This is a genomic window from Arcicella rosea, from assembly GCF_014204325.1.
GTDB classification, from domain to species: domain Bacteria; phylum Bacteroidota; class Bacteroidia; order Cytophagales; family Spirosomataceae; genus Arcicella; species Arcicella rosea_A.
Map to the genome: position 1 here is coordinate 13,160 of NZ_JACHKT010000018.1, position 20,015 is coordinate 33,174.

The following is a 20,015-nucleotide window of genomic DNA, read 5'->3' on the forward strand; positions in this document are numbered from 1 at the left end:
AAAAGTAAAATATCAATTCGGTGGATTACCCGCAACCCAAAGGTCTATCATATCTCCAGAACGAACTTTATTTCCATTTTCGCATTCAGGATTTTGTTTGATAATCGTTCCTGCTGGTTCGGTAGAAGTTGGGTCATAAATAACAGTACCAATCTGTAAACCAGAACCTTTGATAACGATTTGTGCTTCATCATACAACTGTCCGACTACACAAGGTACATCAATTTCTACAGAATCAGTTCCATTACCTACTACCAAAGTAACTTTAGAGCCTTTAGCAATTAACGATCCCGATTCGATTTTCGTACCTCCGAACTTCACTTCTAATACTTCATTTTGTCGGCTATCGTTTTGATACTCTAAATCTGGTTTCAATAAACCCGAAACCAACAATTGTTGTTCAGCACTTCTTACCGACATTTCCGTAAGTTTAGGCAACTTAATCATCGGAGCCGTTTCGGTATTGATAGTCAAATAAATTTTTCTTCCTTGTTTTACTTTAGAATTCTCTAAAGGATATTGTGAAAGTACCGTAAGTGGTTTTAAACCAGCCGTGAAAGTGCTATCTGTTACTTCAAAATCGAGATTTCTTTCGTCCAAAAGGTCTTCTGCTTCTTCCATTGTTAATCCTTTTAGATTAGGAACAGTAATTGCATCGCCATGATTGGTACTCCAAGGCAAATACACAAAGAAAAAACCAAAGAATAAAACCATTAACAACAAGGTTATAATGGCTGCATGGAGATAAACGTCTTTTTTTGAATTGGTGGAAATTTTCATCATTAATTTTTTAGGGAAATATTAATGTCTATCTGTTAGTAATTATCTTTTTGAGCAATTATTTATTCTATTTTGCAAAGAATAAAGATATTTACAAACGGATAAAGGATATTTATGTTGCAATTTACAAGATATTCACTTGGGAAGAATAGATTTCGTAATATTTTAACATATTGCATCATATTTAAGGATTCAAGATTTTACGATGGAAAACAATATTATTTTACTGACTGATAGTTATAAAGTAAGTCATTACAAGCAATATCCCGAAGGCACAACACAAATTTATAGCTACTTTGAAAGTCGTGGCGGTAAATTTGAAGAAATTACTTTCTTTGGTTTACAATATTTATTGAAGGAGTTTTTAGTCGGACAAGTAGTCACGCAAAGAAAAATTGACCAAGCTGCCAAATTATATGAAGCTCATTTTGGTAATCCTACTTTATTCAACAAAGCAGGTTGGGAATATATTCTGAACAATCATGCAGGAAAATTACCTATCCGCATCAAAGCTGTTCCTGAAGGAAAAGTAATTCCAACGCATAACGTAATGATGACGGTAGAAAATACCGACCCAAATTGTTTTTGGCTGACAAATTTTCTGGAATCATTATTATTACAATTGTGGTATCCAAGTACTGTGGCAACGATTAGCAGAGAAGTAAAAAAACTTATTAGTCAATATCTTGAAGAAACAGGCGACCCCAATACAATTGATTTTAAATTACATGATTTTGGTTTCAGAGGCGTAAGTAGTGTGGATAGTGCAAGTATTGGTGGAGCCGCTCATTTAATCAATTTTATGGGAACTGATACTGTAGTTGCTTTAACTTTTATTCAGCATTATTACGGAAATGAAAACGATATGTTTGGTTTTAGCATTCCTGCGGCAGAACATAGTACCATCACCAGTTGGGGAAAAGACCATGAAGTAGATGCTTATGAAAATATGTTGGCACAATATCCAGAAGGTTTGGTGGCGGTTGTAAGTGATAGTTATGATATTTACAATGCTTGCGAAAAACTGTGGGGAGGATTATTAAAAGAACAAATTTTAGCCAGAAAAGGCACTTTAGTGGTTCGTCCAGACAGTGGTGAACCTAAAGATGTCGTGCTGAAAGTTGCTGAAATTCTGGGTGAAAAAATTGGTTTTAGCATCAACCCAAAAGGCTATAAAGTATTGCATCCAAACATCAGAATTATTCAAGGCGATGGCGTGAATTATGATAGTATCGGCGAAATTTTAGCCCATTTAAAAAATCATGGCTGGAGTGCCGACAATGTGGCTTTTGGCATGGGTGGTGCTTTGTTACAGAAAGTAAACCGTGATACACAAAAATTTGCTTTTAAATGTAGTGCAGCAACCATTAACGGAAAAGAGCAAGAAGTGTTTAAAGACCCCATCACCGACCACGGTAAAGTAAGCAAAAAAGGAAGAATGAAGTTAGTCTTTGAAAACAATACTTATCAAACCAAAAGTCTTGACGAAAGTGGAGAAGATATTTTGGAAACAGTATTTGAAAACGGAGAAATTTTGAAAGAAATTAGTTTTGGAGAGGTGAAAGGAAACAGTAAATGAAAACTTATTTATCCTTTTGGGATTAAGAAACCAAATATCTATGATTATTAACACAAATCAAACATACACAACTCATCATGAAAAAAATCATTATTACCTTTTTAACTTTATTATTAGTACAATTCTATGCTTTGGCACAATCAGACACACTTAGCAAAGTTTCTGCACTACAAAAAGCAGAGTACTCATTCAGAGGTGGGAAAGTCTATTTTATTCCTTCAATTGGTATTGAAAAAGGTTTTGTTCCTTATAGTATAGGAATGGAAATTGGATTAAGTAACTACCTAGGTTTAGGATTAGGAATTGGCCGTTCAAGAGTTGCTTATTATTCTCAATACTCGTACACTAAAACACTTAGCCATTATGAAACAGTAGCCAATACTGCCATCAGTCTAAACTTCCATTTTTCGCAGATTTTTCAATCTAAAATGATTGATATTGTACCAGGAATAGGCTGGGTTCATAGTTTTGCTTCGCCCAAAGAACTTAATATACTAGCAGGTTCTGTAGAATTTAGATTATATCCTGGGCCACACATTGGTATTGTTACAGGGCCATCCTTTGGAATCAGTTCTGCCACTGATTTAGGTTGGGGCATCGGTTTGATCTTCAAGTAAACAGCATAAATCATCCCGACTATTAAACCAAACATAAGTCATCCCGAATTTTAAAATCATAAAAAAGCGGTCGAAATTAGTTTTTCGACCGCTTTTTTATGATTGATGGGTAACGAATTCCTACTGTTTGAGCGAAGCGAGTTTAGGAATTCTTGATTTTCTTTTGTTACTTTTCTTTTATCAAGAAAAGAAAAGTAAGGACAAGGCGATAAAAACTACAAAACAACCCAAAACTCACTATTTGATTAGAAAATTCGGGATGAATCTGTTTCATTATCCTACAGCCTAAAGCTAAATCAAACTAATCTCTCCTACCCTTATTATTCCCTCTAAAAGGTTTCCACTCTTTATTTTCGGGCTTAACGTAAGGTTTTTTCTTTTTGTTTTTATCTAAACTTCCAGCATTATTTGGAATAGATTCATTCACTATAATTTTTCTTTCGTCGATTTCTGCACCATTTAATGACTCAATCGCTAATTTAGCTTCTGCATCATTAGGCATTTGCACAAAAGCAAAACCTTTGTTCTGACGAGTAATTTTATCAATCACAATTTTGGCAGAACTTACTTCGCCATATACTTCAAAAATCTCTTTCAGTCTTGCATCCTTCCACTTGAAAGGAATACTTCCTACATAAATATCCATTATTAATTATTTTATTTCGGCACAAAGGTAAAACATTCTATCCTATGTTTTGGCTGAATCCTGATAAAGCTTTTATACAGTTCGTAAATATTCTACCGAAATACCTTCTATTTTCTCTAATTTCCCCAAAATCTGGTTTGCTAGCGATTTACGAAAATCTATTTCAATAGTACATTGATTATCAAATTGTTGATTCTTGATTTTTAAATCAAAATCCTTCACCACTTTCATTACATCATTCATCTGAATATATTCAAACTGTACTTGATAGACTTCATTCACCGTTTTTTCAATGACCTCAGCCTCCGCCAAAGCTTCTTCCGTAGCGAATTTATAAGCATTGATTAAACCCGGAACGCCCAACAAAGTACCGCCCCAATAACGCACAACCACTACCAAAATATTGGTAATATCTTTCGACAAAAGCACATTCAATATCGGGCGACCAGCCGAACCCGAAGGCTCGCCATCGTCGTTTACTCTGAAATTAGTTCTATCCAAACCCAAACGAAAAGCATAACAAAAATGCACCGCCTTAAAATGTTCTTTACGAAGCGGTTCTATCAAAGCTTTCACTTCCGATTCTTGTTCTATTGGATAAGCAAAAGCAAAAAATTTACTCCCTTTATCTTTAAAAAGCCCTTCTGAGGGTGTTTTTATGGTTTTGTATGTATCTTCAAAAAGCATTACATTAATTTGAAAATTTGAGGATTTGAAGATTTGAAAATCTCATATAATTTAATTTCAAAATCAAACATTCAGTGATTTTGTATTTTTGGGCGTTAGCATTTTTTCGAAATTCCGCTGTTTGAGCGAAGCGAGTTTCGGAATTTCTTGACTTTCTTTTGTTACTTTTCTTTTGTCAAGAAAAGAAAAGTAAAATCTCTCTATGCAGAAATCTTATTTTGATTAATATAACCATAGGTAATTTTCTATTCATTGGACACACAATATTTCAACACCCTTGTTCTTATAAAATATAACATCTTCTGGCAAAGCATTCGTCACCAAAACATCTACCAAAGTAATCGCTGCGAAAGTTAAGTACTTGTCCTTTCCAAGTTTTGAGGCATCGCAAAGGAAATAGTTCTTTGCCGAAGCCTTTGCCATTGCCAAAGTAATACTGGCTTCGTCTTCCCCAAAAGCACTTAAACCATTTTCGGGCGAAATGCCATCTACACCCAAAAATGCCTTATCTACTTTATAGCGAGCGATATGTTCCTCCGCAATTTTACCGTGTACTGCTTGGCGTTCTTGGTCGATTTCTCCCCCAATGAGGTTGATAGATACTTGGCTGTTCATCAATTCATAGACCACGGGCAAAGAATTCGTAATCACTTTTATCCGCTTATTTTTGATAAACTGGCACATCCTAAATACCGTACTGCCACAGTCCATCAAAATAATATCGCCCTCTTGAATCTGCTGTGCCGCCAACTGACAAATCTTATCTTTCTCTTTGGCATTCATTGCCGTTTTGTTGGCAAAAGTAAAAGGCATTTGTGCCAAAGATAATTTCATCGCTCCGCCATGTGTGCGAAACAACAAGCCATCCGTAGCCATTTGTTGTAAATCTCTGCGAATGGTAATCTCTGAAATATCTAAAGCTTGGGCAAAATCTTTTACTTCGGCTTCTCCCTTTTCTTCTAAAATTTTTAGAATTATCTGCTTTCTATTTTGAAAACTCATAAAACATGATTAATTTGTTCAAAAATAATCAATAATTATCAAATATAATCATAAAATGACGCCAAGCATCAAAATTAACAAAACCGAAGTACTTTCTAACAATTGGTACACTTTGCGAAAAATCACTTTCGACATCCAACAAAAAGATGGTTCTTGGATTACGCAAGCTCGTGAGGCCTACGACCGTGGCAATGGTGCGGTGATTTTATTGTACAATGTTGCCAACAAAACCGTGATACTGACCGAGCAATTTAGAATGCCGACCTATCATAACGGAAATCCGACAGGCATGATGATTGAAGCTTGTGCAGGTTTACTCGACCAAGACAATCCAGAAGATTGCATCAAAAGAGAAACAGAAGAAGAAACAGGCTTTAGAATTACCGAAGTAAAGAAAATTTATGAAGCGTATATGTCGCCCGGTTCAGTGACAGAGATATTGTATTTCTTTGTAGCCGAATACGACAAGAGCCAACAAGTAAGCGAAGGTGGCGGAGTAGAAGGCGAACACGAAAACATTGAAGTATTAGAATTACCTTTTGAAAAAGCCCTCAACATGATAGAAACAGGCGAGATAAGAGACGCAAAAACGATTATGCTTTTGCAGTATGTTCAGTTAAAAGGCTTATTAAATGATTAGAAAAGAGGCTCTTACACAGCTTCTTTTCTCTTTTGGGAAGGAAGATTTCTCAGACGGAATACAAAATCTCTAAATCAGGAAGCAAAATCCCTTAGTCGGGACACGAAATCTCTAAGTCAGGAAGCAAAATCTCTTAGGCGGGTTAGAGGTTTTCTTTTCCAAGTAGCAATTTCTCTTTTCTGAGTATCAATATTTCTTTACCAAGTAAGCATTTCCTTTTTACAAGTAGCTATATTTCATTCACAAGTAAGCATCTTCCTTTTCTGAGTAGCAATATTTCTTTTCCAAGTAAGCGTTTTCCTTTCATAAGTAGCAATATTTCTTTTCCAAGTAAGCATTTCCCCTTTCTGAATAGCGTTATTTCTTTTCTATCAAATAAGGATCCTCAAATATTTTGCATTATACCAAGAAAACTTACCGTATAATAAGTTTTATGGAATTCGTGGATGGAATATTTTTGATTGGTTTTTGGAATTGGTAGATTGGGATTTAATTTACTGAGCAGTCGGAGACTGCTTTTTATATAACGTTCCAAGTCTGGAGACTTGCAACAGCGAGGAGAAGTAGGATGATATAAATTAACAATACAAATTGTACTACATCAATTGTCCGACAAAAATAAAAAAAACATAAACAATACAAGAAGTAATGCAAAACTTTCGCATATTAGTGAGTTTCCAACACTCTAAAAGACAGTTTAGTAACAAAAGAAAATGAAAAAAGCAAGTTTGACAAATTCTTCTTTAGTAGTCTTATTTTTGACTTCTTATATTCCATTATTTGGACTTTTGATACTTAGACAAATAAAACAGAATCGAGATTTTTTACATTTCGGTGGGTTTAAATTTGAGTCAATTATTATAGCATTTTTAAAATTTGGACTATCTTATTTTTTAATCTTAATTTCTTTATTTGGAATTGTAGGCGTAAAATTTCTTCTTTCAAATTTTAAGACAAAAATTAATAACGGACAAATAGTTAAAATTAAAGAAGTAGAAAATAAAAACAGTGAGGCTATTGGATATATTTCTACATATATAGTTCCATTCATTTTTCAAGATACAAATGATGTTTTTGACCTAACTTCTATTTTAATTGTCTTGATAATAATTTTTGTAATCTACACAAAATCAAATATGGTTGTAATTAATCCTATTTTAAATATTACTCATTCTTTATTCCAAATTGAATTTACTCAAAATAGTATAACCAGAAAATCATTATTAATTACAGAACAAATAGACATTGAAGTCGGACAGGAAATAAAAATAAATCAAATTTCAAAAGGTATAAATTATGGATAAATCAGAATTAATTGAAACAATAAAACAAGCAAATTCAGATAATTTGAATATGTATTTTGTTACTAGGATTTTAAAAGAGAATTTCAAAAATGGCTCAAAAATGCTTGAAAAATTTGATTTTAAAGTATACCAAATTGAAATAACAGATGGTATTCGAGAATACTTATTTGATTTATCCTTAAAGCAATTTGAGAAAATTGAAAATAATGAAAGTATAAATTTTATTGACTATGATGTTATTAGTGATGATACAGAACACTTGTTTACATATTCAGTAAAAAACAAAGTAGGTTCATTTTCAGATGTGGTTTACAAGCAATTAAATGATAACCCTGTTAAAATAACAGACCTAAATGAAATTTTAAGTTCAGAAAGTCTTTGGGCATATTGTGTTGGCTTTCAATTAGACAGCGAAAATACATTTTATACATTTAGGAAAATTTCACCAGGAAAAGTCGGAATAGATGAAAAAGAAGACAGTCAGAAAAAAACACTTTCTGCAAGTATTAGAACATTTTTTGACACCAACACCAACACATTATCTTTACTAAAAGGAGAAACTGTTTACTTGGATAAAAACATTGACTGTATTTTTTATCGTGATGTTTTCTATATACTAAGAAAATTTTATTTTGAACAAATTGTTGGATTACAAGATGAATACAAAAAGAGAGCCGAAGAAATTGCTGAAAATATATCTTGCCACATTTGTTTTGGCGAAACAAAATTGCTTTCTGAAAAAATAGCAAAATCGCCTTCTTTACATAAGAAATTGATGAAATTAGAAAAACTTGGAAGTTTGGATAAACTAAACGATAAAAGTTTAAAAAAATTAGAACGATTAGGAAAAAACAAAAAATCACCTATAAATGTACAAAACGGAAAAATAGTTTTTGAAACAGACGAGGATATTGAAAATGCACTTAAATTGTTGTGCGACTATTTTAAAACAGGGGATTATTCAGGAATATCTTATGGAACTTATGCAGGTAAAATACAAAAAAATGATGAAGGATAAAGGGTGATTGGCAACCCCTCACTGTTCCAAGTTTAATAAATTGAACAATAAATAAAATGCAGTCTCAGACTGCAAAACAAAGTAATAACCTAAATACAAAAAAGCTCTGGCTCGAAATCCTGAAAGGATTCAATGTTTATAGCAAATAATAAAGTGGAGAATACGACTCCTTCGGAGTCAAACAATTGTTGCTAAAACTTCTTCTCTATCTATAAACATTCAAATCCTTCGGATTTTTTATTTACTTGCACCTACAATACGACTTCTATCAGTTAAAATAAACAATTTGATAAATGAAATTCTTTATACAGACTAGCCATAAAACTATCGTTTTTCTTCTATTTTTCACTGTATGGACTGACATGATTTTACCCAAACAATATAATAACAGTAAGTTTGCTTTTTGGATTTGGGCGATGTTTCTTTTAAGTTGGTTTTATTTTGCATTTCGACATTTATCTACTATTTCAGACAGAAATATTAATATCAAACTATCATATAATTTAGCATTGATATGGTTAGTCATTGCCATAAGTTTACGTAGTGCATTTGGGTTTAACCTAATTCTTTTGGGTTATTTTAATTTGATATGTTACATTTATTTAGCTGTTATACTAACAATTTATTTGTCAGCATTGGAACAAAATAAAAAAGTAAATATTAAATCAATCATTACCTTTTTTATGATTCTCATTCTACCATTGGGTGCATGGTGGATTCATAAAAGAATCCAGAAAGTTGTTATACATCATAATGGTGTTGTGAATAACTAGCCCTCGCTGTTCTAAGTTTAAGAACTTGGAACAAAAATAAAATGCAGTCTCAGACTGCAAAACAAGTAAAACAGTACACAAAACAAATACAACAATGGGTTTTGCCTATAAAATAAATAATCCAAGAGGAACATATTTTATCACCTTTGCCAAGTTCTAGATAGTTTTGAGTATCATAAAGATTAAAACCTTAATTTTCTTTGGATTATGATAGCTTTTTAAAAATTGTGTCACAGAAATCACCAAACAACCTGAATAAAAAAATCCTGCTTTAAGAGCAGGATTTTTTTTGCTTTTTGTCAAAGAAATCGCCTTTATAAAGTTTGCAATTTGCAAACTTTATGCTATTTTTGAATTGTAATATTAAACAAATTACATTTATCGTAATGATAAAACCCAACCAGACAGATGAGCTACTAAGGGTAGCCTCTGAAAACCCAACAGGGTTCACGATTAACTTAACTGACTTTTCCCCTGTAAAAAGAGGATGGGCAGTTGCTCTAAAAGACACGCAGAATTGTTTTGGAAGAGCAGGAGCTGAAAAAGCAATTGCTATTGCCATTGAAAAAACTGCGAGTATTGTAGGCGGTTGGCATCACGACAGAGGTTATTACTTCGATGCGGTGCTGATTGTAGAAGATGAAGAAGAAGCCACACGGCTCGGTATTGAAAACGAGCAGATTGGAATCTACGAAATCCACACAAACACTTACAAAGAGTTAATCTTTTAAAGGTCAGGGGCTTAAAGCCCCTGCCTTTATTAATGTAAAATTAAAATCGTAAAACAAAAATCGAAAAGATGAAAACTGTAATCGAAAATCTTCATCGTTTAACGTATTTAAACGATGGGCAAAAGCAATCTCTTGAAGTGAAAGCTCAAGCTCACTTGAGATATAGCAACATTAGTTTTACGGTTATGAAAGTAACCGATACTGAGCTGATTATACAAACAGCTCAATTAAAACATTTAAGTGAAAATTATGCAGATATGGAAAAGCTTGTTAAAGTGACTGAAAGTGTTTTTTCGCCGATGTTGTACGGGCGTAAACTAAAGGTTGGAGCTAAACCTTATGTACCAGCACCCGCAGACATTGTTACATTTGATTGGATAAAAAAAGAGATGGCTCAACAACAATTGAAAGCCGTAGAGCTTGAAACAGCTTTAGGAATAGATAAAAGTACTCTATCTTTATTAATCTCTGGAAAGCGTGATATGACCAGAGCTATGAAGTCTATGTTTTATTATTTCTTTGAGTATAACAAGTTAGTTAGCTAATTCTCTTGCTGTTCCAAGTCTGAAGACTTGGAACAGCAAAAGTAATGGAGTGGAACAACAAAGCTATTTACTCAAAAAACTATTTTCGATTCATTTTTCGTATTTCCCAGAAAAGCCCAACATTAATATAACTATAAGGCTGCGAAAGCTCTTTGATAGGCACATTCGGTACTAAATACATTGCTTTTACTCTAACTCCTACTATTGAGCGGCCCATTGCATTGTATATATATGCTGTTTCTTTAGGTTTTCCAATGATAAATGGATAATCAATAATAGCACCTAATCCTAAAGCTGTTCCATTTCCCCTGTACAAACTTAAATCTCTACCCTCTTTTGCGAGAGGAATTATTCCATTGTAAGCGAAAGTGGCATAAGAATATACACGAAATCGTTTTGCAGATATTACCCGATAACCAGCCCCAAACTCAATGTTTGCAATACCTCCTTCAACATCTTTATCCCACAATACTCCTTGTCTAACTTCTAATGATTCATTAGTTCTGATTAATCCTTGAACTGCATTCGCATTCATTGCAAAAATCCATTTTTTATGAACCACTTGAAGTCCTATTGAAAAACCTATATTATTTTCTTTAAAGTACTTTTTAAAGCGTGAAGAGAAGTTAAAATAATTCATCGCTAAATCAAAGATAAAACCAGTTTCTGATTCTTGATATTCCTCTTTGATAAAATGCTGAACAAAAGGCACATACACAGATTCTGAGTTTTGTTGCATAAAAACATCAGCATCTTTGTTTAACTGTGATACAGCACTTGCTCTATTCCCCTGCATACTTTCTACATCAAAAGATTTATACATCAATACCAATAAATCTTTATCTTCTTGTTTCAGTCGTTCAGCATTTGGGATATTCTTTCGCAAAGTTTCTTTATTTTTCTCTACAAAAGCTGATGCAATTTGCAAAAGTCCATCGCTTTTATAAGCTACAATTTTATCTCCTTTGTTGGTTGAAAGATTATTTAATCCTCTGGAAATATCAGTAAGAAGAACACCGTATTCCTCCAAAGCCAAGCTCAATATAAGTCGTTCTGTTGAAGCAAAAGGAGCATAATTAGACAAGTCATATTTATCAGTAATAAACTTAAATGTAGTTTTTGCTTTCTTAAAATCATTGCTTTTAATAGCTTCAGCAATAATTAATCTGGCATTGGCAATAAAAGTAATGTCTTTACTTTCATAGGTATTTATTTCCTTTTCGAGTGAATTTTGTGTTGAATCTGCTGTTTGGGCTTTAAGCTGAAACGTGGTTGTAAAGAAAGAGAAAATGAGTAATAGTTTTTTCATTGAGTATGAATGTTTATGTAGTTTAACAGCTTGCTAACTTCAGTATAGTAGTCTTATAGCTTTTTTTACTAAAGATATTAATTTTTATCATCCTTAAATACCGCTCGTTCAAACAATTATAAAATTTTGTAAAGTATTGTACCCTAAAGATTGTCTGGGAAGAATCTTTTCATAAGCCGTTTTCCATTCATCCATTTTAAAAGCCACTCCTACTTTTCCTTGCTTTAACATTTGTTTTCACAAAAGTCATTGTGCTATATTTGTAGTGTACTATTAAACTAATACAGTATATGATAACAATCAACAACCTCTCGTTTAACTATGGAAAACGAAAACCTGTATTCCATCATTTAAACCTAAAACTATCAGCTGGAAATGTGTATGGATTATTAGGGAAAAATGGTGCAGGTAAATCCTCATTACTCCGAAACATGGCAGGTTTGCTTTTCCCAAGTGAAGGAACTTGTACAGTAAATGGTTACAATGCACAAGAGCGTTTGCCTAGTTTTTTACAGGAAATGTATTTCTTACCAGAAGAGTTTTACACGCCACCTGTAAAGATTAAGGATTTTGTAAAGACTTACTCGCCATTTTACCCAAATTTCTCTTTGAAACAATTTTTAGAGTATTTGGAAGAATTTCAAATTTCTGAAAACGAGAAGTTTACAGAGTTATCATTAGGACAAAAGAAAAAGGCTTTAATCGGTTTTGGTTTGGCAACAAACACAAAAGTATTGATTATGGACGAACCAACGAATGGTTTGGATATTCCTTCAAAAAGTCAGTTTCGTAAAATCATTGCTTCTGTGGCTACCGACGAACGTATCATCGTAATCTCAACGCACCAAGTTCGTGATTTAGATTCATTGATAGACCCAATCATTATTTTGGACGGTTCAGAAGTATTATTACACGCTACCACGGAAGAAATTTCTGAAAAATTATCTTTCAAAACAGTTTCTGTCGTAACCGATCATGAAAAAGTATTGTACTCAGAACATTCTATCAGAGGTTTTTCAGTAGTAATGCCAAACAGCGGACACGAAAACAATAAAGTAGATTTAGAATTATTATTCAACGCTGCTTTAACAAATCGTCAGGCAATTAAAGACATCTTCCAATAACTTTTATCTGTTTAACCCTTAGTCATATATAAGTAAGTACGATGTTATTATGTGAATTAATATAATATTTTAAATTCACAACTCATCATTCATAATTCTTACTTAACGCAATGGCTATCAACCAATTAAGCAACAATATTATGAACAACTTTTTTAGCTATGAGCGTTTCTCTTTACTTGTCAAGCGGCAGTGGACTGAAAACTATTTTATATTGATGATGGGCGTCGTTGTTTATGCAAGTATCGTCTCTGTCATTTATTCAATCAATTTTGATCTTGAGAGTAATTACACACTCAACAAAGGTGCGCAAACATCAATGTTTGTATTGGGTCTTTTTGCAGGAGGAACACTTTTCGCAAATTATATCTTCAAAGACTTTGGGAATAAGACCCAAACAATGAGTTTCTTGATGACACCAGCTTCGCATTTTGAAAAACTTTGTGTTGGTCTTTTCTATTCACTTATTGCATTCCCGATTGCTTTCTTTTTTGTATTCGGTGCAGTTGATTATACTTTCGTAGCACTGTCTGGAAACAAATCAAATGATATACTTTACAACATCATTTTAGATGCGTATAAAGAGTATTCAATTTTTGTAAATGTTTGGGTTACTTTACAAGTATTTGTGTTATTAGGTGCTATTTACTTCGGCAAAATGTCTTATATCAAAACGGCTTTTTCAGGCTTTTTGATTATTGCAGCTTGCGGCTTGTTAGAATATCTATTTTTCAAAATCATTATAGGAGATGATTCTATGCACAGTCACAACGTTAATTTGAGCAGTGAAAATAGACATAATCTTTCAGCTGAATTTAATTTTATAAATGATACTACAAAGTTTATTACGTTCTATCTTTTAGCACCGTTTTTAGCAATTATAGCCTATTTTAAATTAAAAGAAAAGGAGGTTTAAAATGGAATTTAGAGATAACCAAGCGATTTACCTCCAAATAGCAGAGTATATTTGTGAGCGTATCCTACTGAAACAGTGGAAGATTGGCGATAAAATCGCATCTGTCCGTGAACTGGCTGTTCAGTTAGAAGTAAACCCGAATACTGTAGTGAGAACCTACGAATTCTTACATCAAAAAGAAATCATTTTTACTAAAAGAGGAATGGGATTTTTTGTATCAGATGAAGCAGAAGACAAAGTATTGGCATTTAGAAAAGATGAATTTTTAGGCAATGAATTACCAGTATTCTTTAAAAATGTTCATTTACTGGGACTAGACTTTGACTTCATTAAAGAGAAATACGAGGCATTTAAAACAGCTAATTTTTAAGCACATAAACCTTATGAAAACATCAAATAAATTATTAGCGGCTTTAGCCATTATGATTTTTATCGCAATGACTTCCTTCACAATTTTGTTGAAGGCTGAATATAAAAAAGCGGCTGCCAAATCGGATATTTCTAAAAAAGAAATCAAATTAAAGGCTTTTGAAAACTTAGAAGTAAGCGCTGAAAATGGTGTTGAAATCAGTATTGAAGAAGGCACAAATTATAGTATCAAAAATGCTCCAAATGCAAAAGTAATTGGTTCAACATTGAAGATTGATAGCCTTACTGATATGTATGGAAAAGTAATTATTACGATGCCAAAACTACCGAACATTACTTTGAAGGGTAATGAAATTGCCGTAAACATTAAAGGAAATGCCAATAAATTTGCGAACAATACTTTGCAAGTAAATAGCACTGCAACAGGCGACCTCAACCTGAGTAATTGTGATTTGACCAATCTAAATATTACCTCAGAAAATGCAGTAATCGAGAATAAATGGATGGATTCTTGGCAAAGATATTACCATTTTCATTTAATTGATTCTAAAGTGGCAAGCACAGATATTACTTTGAAAGGAAAAGCAAGTTTATCGTTGAAAAATACTTCTATAATATCGCCTACTTTTAATCTTAGCGATTCGGCAAGTATCAGTATTGAAGGAAATGCTATGAATCCTTTTGTGAAGAAATAGTCATCCATTCTGCCAGCAAAGCCCAGCAATGAGCTTCGCAAGTCCAGTTGATATGAAAGAGTTTTGAAGAAGCCATTTTATACAAAACAGGATTTTCGTAGGCTGTCAGAAAACCCGCAATAAAGAAGTAAAAATCCGCAAATATCTCCTTTGAAAAATCAGTAATGAGTGTTTTTTCAAAGGAGATATTCAATCGAGAAAGACTGGTTTCTATCAGTATTCTATCCATCAAAGCCAAATCTGGTTTCTTTAAATAGTTCAACATATCTTCCACCAATTTTTCTCGGCAAATCTCCAAAGTTGGAATCGAAAATCTACCCATCAGTCTGGCTACATGATACATAATCAAAGGCGTGCGAGCGTATTGATGAGCTACTTTAAAAGGCTTATCTAAGTACTGATTTGAAAGAATAGTTTGTTGAATGTACTTCACAGAATCTTGTCCGCATTCGTCCAATTCCAAATTGTATGATAGCAAACAATAAAGCATATTCGACAAAGCACAAGCATCAAATTCGATATACATATTTTTGCCAAACCAAGTAGAATAAGCTTTTAGATTTTTGTATTCTTGAAAAGTATTTTGAATGGTTTTTTGATAAGTGTTTGAATGAGTCACCAATTTGTTTTTCAGCCAAATAGTTTCTTCTTGACTATGTTTTTTTGCTAGAAAAACCATAGCAGTATCATCAATGTCATCAGGAATTTTGAAGTGATCCAGTTTGTGTAAAATATTGCCATTAGGAAAATGCTGAGAAGGCTTAGTTTGAAAGAAATTATAAGTATTTAAGCCATCCTTATTTTGAAAAAGCGGATAAGTAGCAATCGCTTTTTCGGTGATTTTTCCAATAAGTATTTGTGAAGAAGGAGAGAGTTTTTCTTTAATAGAATTTAAAGTAAAAACCGTAATTGCTGTAAAAAAAACATTCGTATCTGGGCGACGATAATGTAAAAGTGTATTCTCCCGATAAGATTCAAAAAGCCCTTCGGGAAAATACTTTCTGTCAGCAGATTCTTGTAAATCTACAATTTTTAAAATTATATCATCAATTGTCAAAACCGCAAAATTTTTAAAATCCGAAAGCTCATAGCTGAAATCTGATGGCTGAAAGCTAAAGATATCTCACCATCGCATTTTCATCCACAAAAAGCTCTTCGCTCATCCGTATCGCATTTTTTTCAAAACTAAATACTTCAAAACCTTCTGAAAGATACAGGTTTTTAGCCCGATAATTATCCGCAATCAATGTTAAAATAATTTGTTTCAGTCCAACACCTTGTTTGGCTCTTTCGATAGCCGCTTGGAGTAATTTTCTACCCAAACCCAAGCTTTTGGCTTCTGGAGCAACGTACATTCTGAAAATCAAACCTTTGTGACGGAGTTTTAAAATACTTTCTCGTTTAAAACCAACCGTTCCTAATAATTCACCATTTTCGGCAAAAGCTCCCAAAGTAAAACTATCAAAAGTATCTTCTGTTGGAAAAGTTTCGCCTGCAATATCCACAGGCGAAACCCTAAAAAACTGCGACTCCTCCGTTATTGCTTTATGCAATAATTGATAATAAGTTTTGATGTCGGCTTCTTGCTTAATTACTCTTATTTCCATTTTATATCGGATACTCCATTTTTATATTACCCCGCTCATACAGGTTTGATTTAAGCGGTACTTCCACAAAACCAATGCTGCTGTACATCGTAATTGCTGGCGTTAAACTTCTATTTGAGACCAAATACAATGATTTTGCCTTGCGAACTTTGGCTTCTTCGATAGTTTTTACACACAATTTTTTACCCAAACCCAAGCCTTGAGCTTTAGGCGTAACACCCATTTTTGCCAATTCATACACGCCATCGCCATCGTGAATTAGGGCAGAAGTACCCACAATTTCATCCCCCAATTTTGCCAGAAAAATTTGTCCTCCCCCATTAATAATATCTTCGGGAGCTTCCAATTGTTCTAAATCGTGTGGTTCGATTTTGAAATAAGTTTCAATCCATTCCACATTGATTCTTTTAAAATCATCTTTGTATAATGGTTGATATTCAATGATTTGCAAATTATTTTCCATATTATTTCAAGAAATTGGATAAATGTTTTTTTCAAAAAAGTGCGTGTCAACCGCCATAAAAGGAAAAACCGAAGGAATATCTTGCTTTTCAATTGCCTCAAAACCATTTCTGATATAAAAACGAATAGCCGCTTGAAGGCGTTCTAACGTTCCTAAGTACAAGTTATTCATACCTGCTTTTTGAGCTTCGTTAGTCAGAATATCCAAGAGCTTTTGGGCAATGCCAAACTCTTTGCCACGAAATTCTTTTTTGACAAACATCTTCCGAATAGCTCCTACATTTTCGCCACAATCAATCAAAGCGATACTTCCTACTACTTGGTTTTCGTGCAAAGCGACCCAAAAGTTGCCATGATTTTGTTGGTAAAAGTTGGGAATATCTAACAAATCTTGTTGTTCATTTATCGTAATCGGTACTTGAAATTCTTTTTGTTGTATCGTCAAAATCAAATCAACCACTTGGTCGGTATATTGATTTTCAAAGGATTGTATATTAATCATATTCTAACATCTTAATTAAACAAAAATTTCACCTTTTAAATACGGAGCAACTTTGCCCGCAATTTTTACTCTGTCGCCTACCAATGTACAAGTAAGTTCGCCGCCTCGGGCTGAAATTTGCTTTGCTGTCAAAGTACTTTTGCCCAGTTTCGTTGCCCAAAATGGTGTTAAAGTAGTATGTGCCGAACCAGTCACGGTGTCTTCATCAATGCCTGACTGTGGCCCAAAAAATCTTGACACAAAATCTACTTCATCGCCTTTGGCCGTAACGATTACGCCACGACAAGGCACTTTGGCAATCGTTTTGAAATCTGGCTTGATTGCCTTGATTTGACTTTCGTTTTCAAAAACTAAGAAGTAATCCGAAATTCCTTTCAGCGTTTCTATGGGTTTTATGTCCAAGCCCTCAAAGTACTCTTGAGGTGTTTCGGCTGGCACTGGAACATCCACGGGGAAATCTAATTCCAATAAATCACCTTGCTTTTCTACCCTCAGAATACCACTTTTTGAAGTAAATTCAATGAGCGATTTCGGGTAATTGGCGTATTCAAAAATGGTATAAGCCGTTGCCATCGTAGCGTGTCCGCAAAGATTTACTTCCACAGTAGGCGTAAACCATCGTATATGAAACTGTTCACCTTCGGCAACGTAAAAAGCCGTTTCGGCGAGATTATTCTCAGCAGCAATTTTTTGCATTAATTCATCCGAAATCCATTCCGTAAGTGGTACAACTGCGGCAGGATTTCCAGCAAATACAGTACTTGTAAATGCGTCTAATTGATAGATTGTTAGGTTCATATTTAGCTATCAGCCTTGAATAATTTACTTAATTTATTCTTATTCCGTGGCTGGTCTCCTGACCAGTCCACATTCATACTTTCGATACAAAAGGTGGGCTGGTCGGGAGACCAGCCACGGGTATAAAGTCTCAAAATCCTAAAGTCATTTTCATGTCTTGTGTCTTGCTTCTTGTATCTTTCTTCCTAAAGTCCATGAAATTCCTTAAAGCGTTCTAAGTAACTTTTTGCAGCCCAAGCGTCTTCAATTTCTTTGACAGCAATGAGTAAATTATGCTCTTGATTTTCGATAATTTCAGCATTCATTAACTTTATTTCCTCCCAGATTTTCTGGAGTGTCGGTAATAAATCTTTTCCTTTTTTGGATAATTTTAGATTGCGTTTTCTGGCATCTTCATCTGATTTTTTAGAAACAATCAAGCCTTTTTTTTCTAATTCTTTCGACATCTGAATCACAGCAGGATGCGTAACATTCAAACCCTCAGCGATTTCCATGATGCCAGCTTCACTTTTTTGAGAAAGAAAATAAAAAATAGGAAACCATTTTGGTTGAAAATCTACCCCATAAAAGCGATAAACATCTTCGCCTCCACGCATGATGGTTTCACTAAGTCGTTTAAGCCTACTACCAAAAGCCAAAGGTCCTAATTCTGATATTAAATCCATTATATGTAATCAATTACGTAAGTGATTACGCAAATTTTAAATCTTTTTTTGAATTAAACAAAAAAATCTTCTCCTTTTTGTAAAAGAGAAGATTTTTACGGTAGTACGAGTTTCCAACTCGTAAATTAACGTTTGCTTTACGAGTTGGAAACTCGTGCTACATTTCTATGCCCAAACCTGCGTACCTTCTGTGCAGTTTTTGCACATTTCTATTTCTGAACGAGAACGAATTAGGGTTTTTCTGAACTGTTGATACGATTTTCCATGCCATAATTCACTGAAAGTTTGGGTTTTCATATCGCCTAAACGATGATGTGCATCTTTATCAAAACAACAAGGCACCACCAAACCGTCCCAAGTAATGACGCAAGAATGCCACATTTTCCAACAATGATTCACTAATTTATTCTTGATTTTATAGCTTCCATCAGCTTGTTTTTTATAACGTGCATATTTATCAATCGTCGGAATCAAGTCAGAGCCATTTTCATAATCATAAATTTGTGCCGTCTTTAAACCTACTTCGTCCACGCCCAAATCTTTGGCTAATTGCTGTACTTCTTCAATTTGATGTTCGTTTGGTTTTACTACCAAAAACTGAAAAACAATGTGAGGCGTTTTGGATTTTAATTCCTTTTTCCATTTGATAATATTCTTTGTTCCCTCCAATACTTTCTCCAATTTTCCACCCACACGATACTGTTCATAAGTATCTTGGCTTGTTCCATCAATTGAAATTATCAATCTGTCCAAACCCGATTCTACCGTTTTTTTTGCATTCGCATCCGTTAAATAATGGGCATTGGTGGACGTAGCCGTATAAACTCCTTTTCGGGAAGCGTAACCAACCAAATCTAAAAACTGAGGATGCAGATAAGGTTCGCCCTGAAAATAAAAGATTAAATAGAGTAAAGTACTTTCCAGTTCGTCGAGTGTTCTTTTGAACAAATCACCTTCCAACATTCCTGTTGGACGAGTAAAAGAACGCAAACCGCTTGGGCATTCGGGACAACGCAAATTACAAGAAGTAGTAGGTTCAAAAGAAATACTGATGGGCATTCCCCATTGTGCAGGTTTACCCGAAAGTTTAGAATTATAAAAACTTGTTACCACTTTCAGTCCATTCCAAATGCGTTTTGGAGTAAGTTTTGAAAGTAGATTTAGTCCATCTTGAAGATTTCCGTTCATTTTATTTATTGCAATTAATAATAGTTCAAAGGGTATAATGCAAGATACCTTCAAATAGAC

Annotated in this window: 23 protein-coding genes; 11 read left to right on the top strand and 12 right to left on the bottom strand. The window is 33.8% G+C overall.

All coding sequences use genetic code 11. The annotated features are described in order from the left end of the window. Positions 1-12 precede the first annotated feature (12 nt). Positions 13-783, bottom strand: coding sequence for a PASTA domain-containing protein (locus HNP25_RS12655; RefSeq protein ID WP_184134645.1), 771 nt, complete (start codon positions 781-783; stop codon positions 13-15). 202 nt (positions 784-985) lie between these two features. Between HNP25_RS12655 and HNP25_RS12660 the strand changes: the two genes are divergently transcribed. Then, the gene (locus HNP25_RS12660; protein ID WP_184134646.1) at positions 986-2,359 is read left to right on the top strand and encodes a nicotinate phosphoribosyltransferase; all 1,374 of its coding nucleotides are present in this window, start codon (positions 986-988) and stop codon (positions 2,357-2,359) included. Positions 2,360-2,436: 77 nt separating this feature from the next. After that, complete coding sequence (locus tag HNP25_RS12665) at positions 2,437-2,976, top strand: hypothetical protein (RefSeq protein ID WP_184134648.1); 540 nt, start codon at positions 2,437-2,439, stop codon at positions 2,974-2,976. A gap of 301 nt (positions 2,977-3,277) precedes the next feature. Here the strand turns inward: HNP25_RS12665 and HNP25_RS12670 are convergent, their stop codons facing one another. From HNP25_RS12670 to HNP25_RS12680, 3 genes are all read right to left on the bottom strand, one after another. Next, the gene (locus tag HNP25_RS12670; protein WP_184134649.1) at positions 3,278-3,622 is read right to left on the bottom strand and encodes an RNA recognition motif domain-containing protein; all 345 of its coding nucleotides are present in this window, start codon (positions 3,620-3,622) and stop codon (positions 3,278-3,280) included. 72 nt (positions 3,623-3,694) lie between these two features. Beyond that, positions 3,695-4,309 (bottom strand): IMPACT family protein, encoded by a 615-nt coding sequence (locus HNP25_RS12675; protein ID WP_184134651.1) that lies wholly within the window; start codon positions 4,307-4,309, stop codon positions 3,695-3,697. Between the two features lie 249 nt (positions 4,310-4,558). After that, positions 4,559-5,311 (bottom strand): DeoR/GlpR family DNA-binding transcription regulator, encoded by a 753-nt coding sequence (locus HNP25_RS12680; protein ID WP_184134653.1) that lies wholly within the window; start codon positions 5,309-5,311, stop codon positions 4,559-4,561. Positions 5,312-5,366: 55 nt separating this feature from the next. Here HNP25_RS12680 and nudK point away from each other — a divergent pair, with 55 nt between their 5' ends. The 5 genes from nudK (at position 5,367) to HNP25_RS12705 (ending at position 10,322) form a co-directional block, all read left to right on the top strand. Continuing rightward, positions 5,367-5,951 (top strand): GDP-mannose pyrophosphatase NudK, encoded by a 585-nt coding sequence (gene nudK / locus HNP25_RS12685; protein WP_184134654.1) that lies wholly within the window; start codon positions 5,367-5,369, stop codon positions 5,949-5,951. Between the two features lie 713 nt (positions 5,952-6,664). Next, the gene (locus tag HNP25_RS12690) at positions 6,665-7,255 is read left to right on the top strand and encodes a hypothetical protein (protein ID WP_184134656.1); all 591 of its coding nucleotides are present in this window, start codon (positions 6,665-6,667) and stop codon (positions 7,253-7,255) included. After that, positions 7,248-8,273, top strand: coding sequence for a Kiwa anti-phage protein KwaB-like domain-containing protein (locus HNP25_RS12695; RefSeq protein WP_184134658.1), 1,026 nt, complete (start codon positions 7,248-7,250; stop codon positions 8,271-8,273). Before HNP25_RS12690 ends, HNP25_RS12695 begins: the two co-directional genes overlap by 8 nt. A gap of 1,159 nt (positions 8,274-9,432) precedes the next feature. Then, positions 9,433-9,777, top strand: a complete 345-nt coding sequence (locus HNP25_RS12700) for a hypothetical protein (protein ID WP_184134659.1) — start codon at positions 9,433-9,435, stop codon at positions 9,775-9,777. Between the two features lie 68 nt (positions 9,778-9,845). Then, entirely contained in the window at positions 9,846-10,322 is a 477-nt protein-coding gene (locus tag HNP25_RS12705) for a hypothetical protein (RefSeq protein WP_184134660.1), read from the top strand. Between the two features lie 79 nt (positions 10,323-10,401). Here HNP25_RS12705 and HNP25_RS12710 read toward each other — a convergent pair whose 3' ends face one another. Continuing rightward, on the bottom strand, positions 10,402-11,631 hold the full coding sequence (locus HNP25_RS12710) for a hypothetical protein (protein ID WP_184134661.1): 1,230 nt from the start codon (positions 11,629-11,631) through the stop codon (positions 10,402-10,404). 290 nt (positions 11,632-11,921) lie between these two features. On the opposite strand from HNP25_RS12710, the gene HNP25_RS12715 reads away from it, so the two are divergent. The 4 genes from HNP25_RS12715 (at position 11,922) to HNP25_RS12730 (ending at position 14,733) form a co-directional block, all read left to right on the top strand. Beyond that, a complete protein-coding gene (locus HNP25_RS12715; protein WP_184134662.1) occupies positions 11,922-12,755 on the top strand; it encodes an ABC transporter ATP-binding protein in 834 nt (277 codons plus the stop codon). A gap of 140 nt (positions 12,756-12,895) precedes the next feature. After that, the gene (locus HNP25_RS12720; protein ID WP_184134663.1) at positions 12,896-13,669 is read left to right on the top strand and encodes a hypothetical protein; all 774 of its coding nucleotides are present in this window, start codon (positions 12,896-12,898) and stop codon (positions 13,667-13,669) included. Position 13,670: 1 nt separating this feature from the next. Further along, positions 13,671-14,039, top strand: coding sequence for a GntR family transcriptional regulator (locus tag HNP25_RS12725; protein WP_184134664.1), 369 nt, complete (start codon positions 13,671-13,673; stop codon positions 14,037-14,039). Between the two features lie 13 nt (positions 14,040-14,052). Next, on the top strand, positions 14,053-14,733 hold the full coding sequence (locus HNP25_RS12730) for a hypothetical protein (RefSeq protein ID WP_184134665.1): 681 nt from the start codon (positions 14,053-14,055) through the stop codon (positions 14,731-14,733). On the opposite strand, the gene HNP25_RS12735 is transcribed toward HNP25_RS12730, so the two are convergent. The 7 genes from HNP25_RS12735 to HNP25_RS12765 form a co-directional block, all read right to left on the bottom strand. After that, positions 14,708-15,790 carry a hypothetical protein gene (locus HNP25_RS12735; protein ID WP_184134667.1) on the bottom strand — a complete coding sequence of 361 codons (1,083 nt, stop codon included), beginning with the start codon at positions 15,788-15,790 and terminating at the stop codon, positions 14,708-14,710. The genes HNP25_RS12730 and HNP25_RS12735 overlap by 26 nt on opposite strands. 55 nt (positions 15,791-15,845) lie before the next feature. Then, the gene (locus HNP25_RS12740) at positions 15,846-16,340 is read right to left on the bottom strand and encodes a GNAT family N-acetyltransferase (RefSeq protein WP_184134668.1); all 495 of its coding nucleotides are present in this window, start codon (positions 16,338-16,340) and stop codon (positions 15,846-15,848) included. Position 16,341: 1 nt separating this feature from the next. After that, positions 16,342-16,803, bottom strand: a complete 462-nt coding sequence (locus HNP25_RS12745; RefSeq protein WP_184134670.1) for a GNAT family N-acetyltransferase — start codon at positions 16,801-16,803, stop codon at positions 16,342-16,344. Positions 16,804-16,809: 6 nt separating this feature from the next. Next, positions 16,810-17,304, bottom strand: coding sequence for a GNAT family N-acetyltransferase (locus HNP25_RS12750; protein WP_184134672.1), 495 nt, complete (start codon positions 17,302-17,304; stop codon positions 16,810-16,812). 15 nt (positions 17,305-17,319) lie between these two features. Then, entirely contained in the window at positions 17,320-18,102 is a 783-nt protein-coding gene (locus HNP25_RS12755; protein WP_184134674.1) for a PhzF family phenazine biosynthesis protein, read from the bottom strand. A 185-nt stretch (positions 18,103-18,287) separates the two neighbouring features. Next, positions 18,288-18,767 (bottom strand): MarR family winged helix-turn-helix transcriptional regulator, encoded by a 480-nt coding sequence (locus tag HNP25_RS12760; RefSeq protein ID WP_184134675.1) that lies wholly within the window; start codon positions 18,765-18,767, stop codon positions 18,288-18,290. 165 nt (positions 18,768-18,932) lie between these two features. Further along, positions 18,933-19,955 carry an SPASM domain-containing protein gene (locus tag HNP25_RS12765; RefSeq protein WP_184134677.1) on the bottom strand — a complete coding sequence of 341 codons (1,023 nt, stop codon included), beginning with the start codon at positions 19,953-19,955 and terminating at the stop codon, positions 18,933-18,935. Positions 19,956-20,015 lie beyond the last annotated feature (60 nt).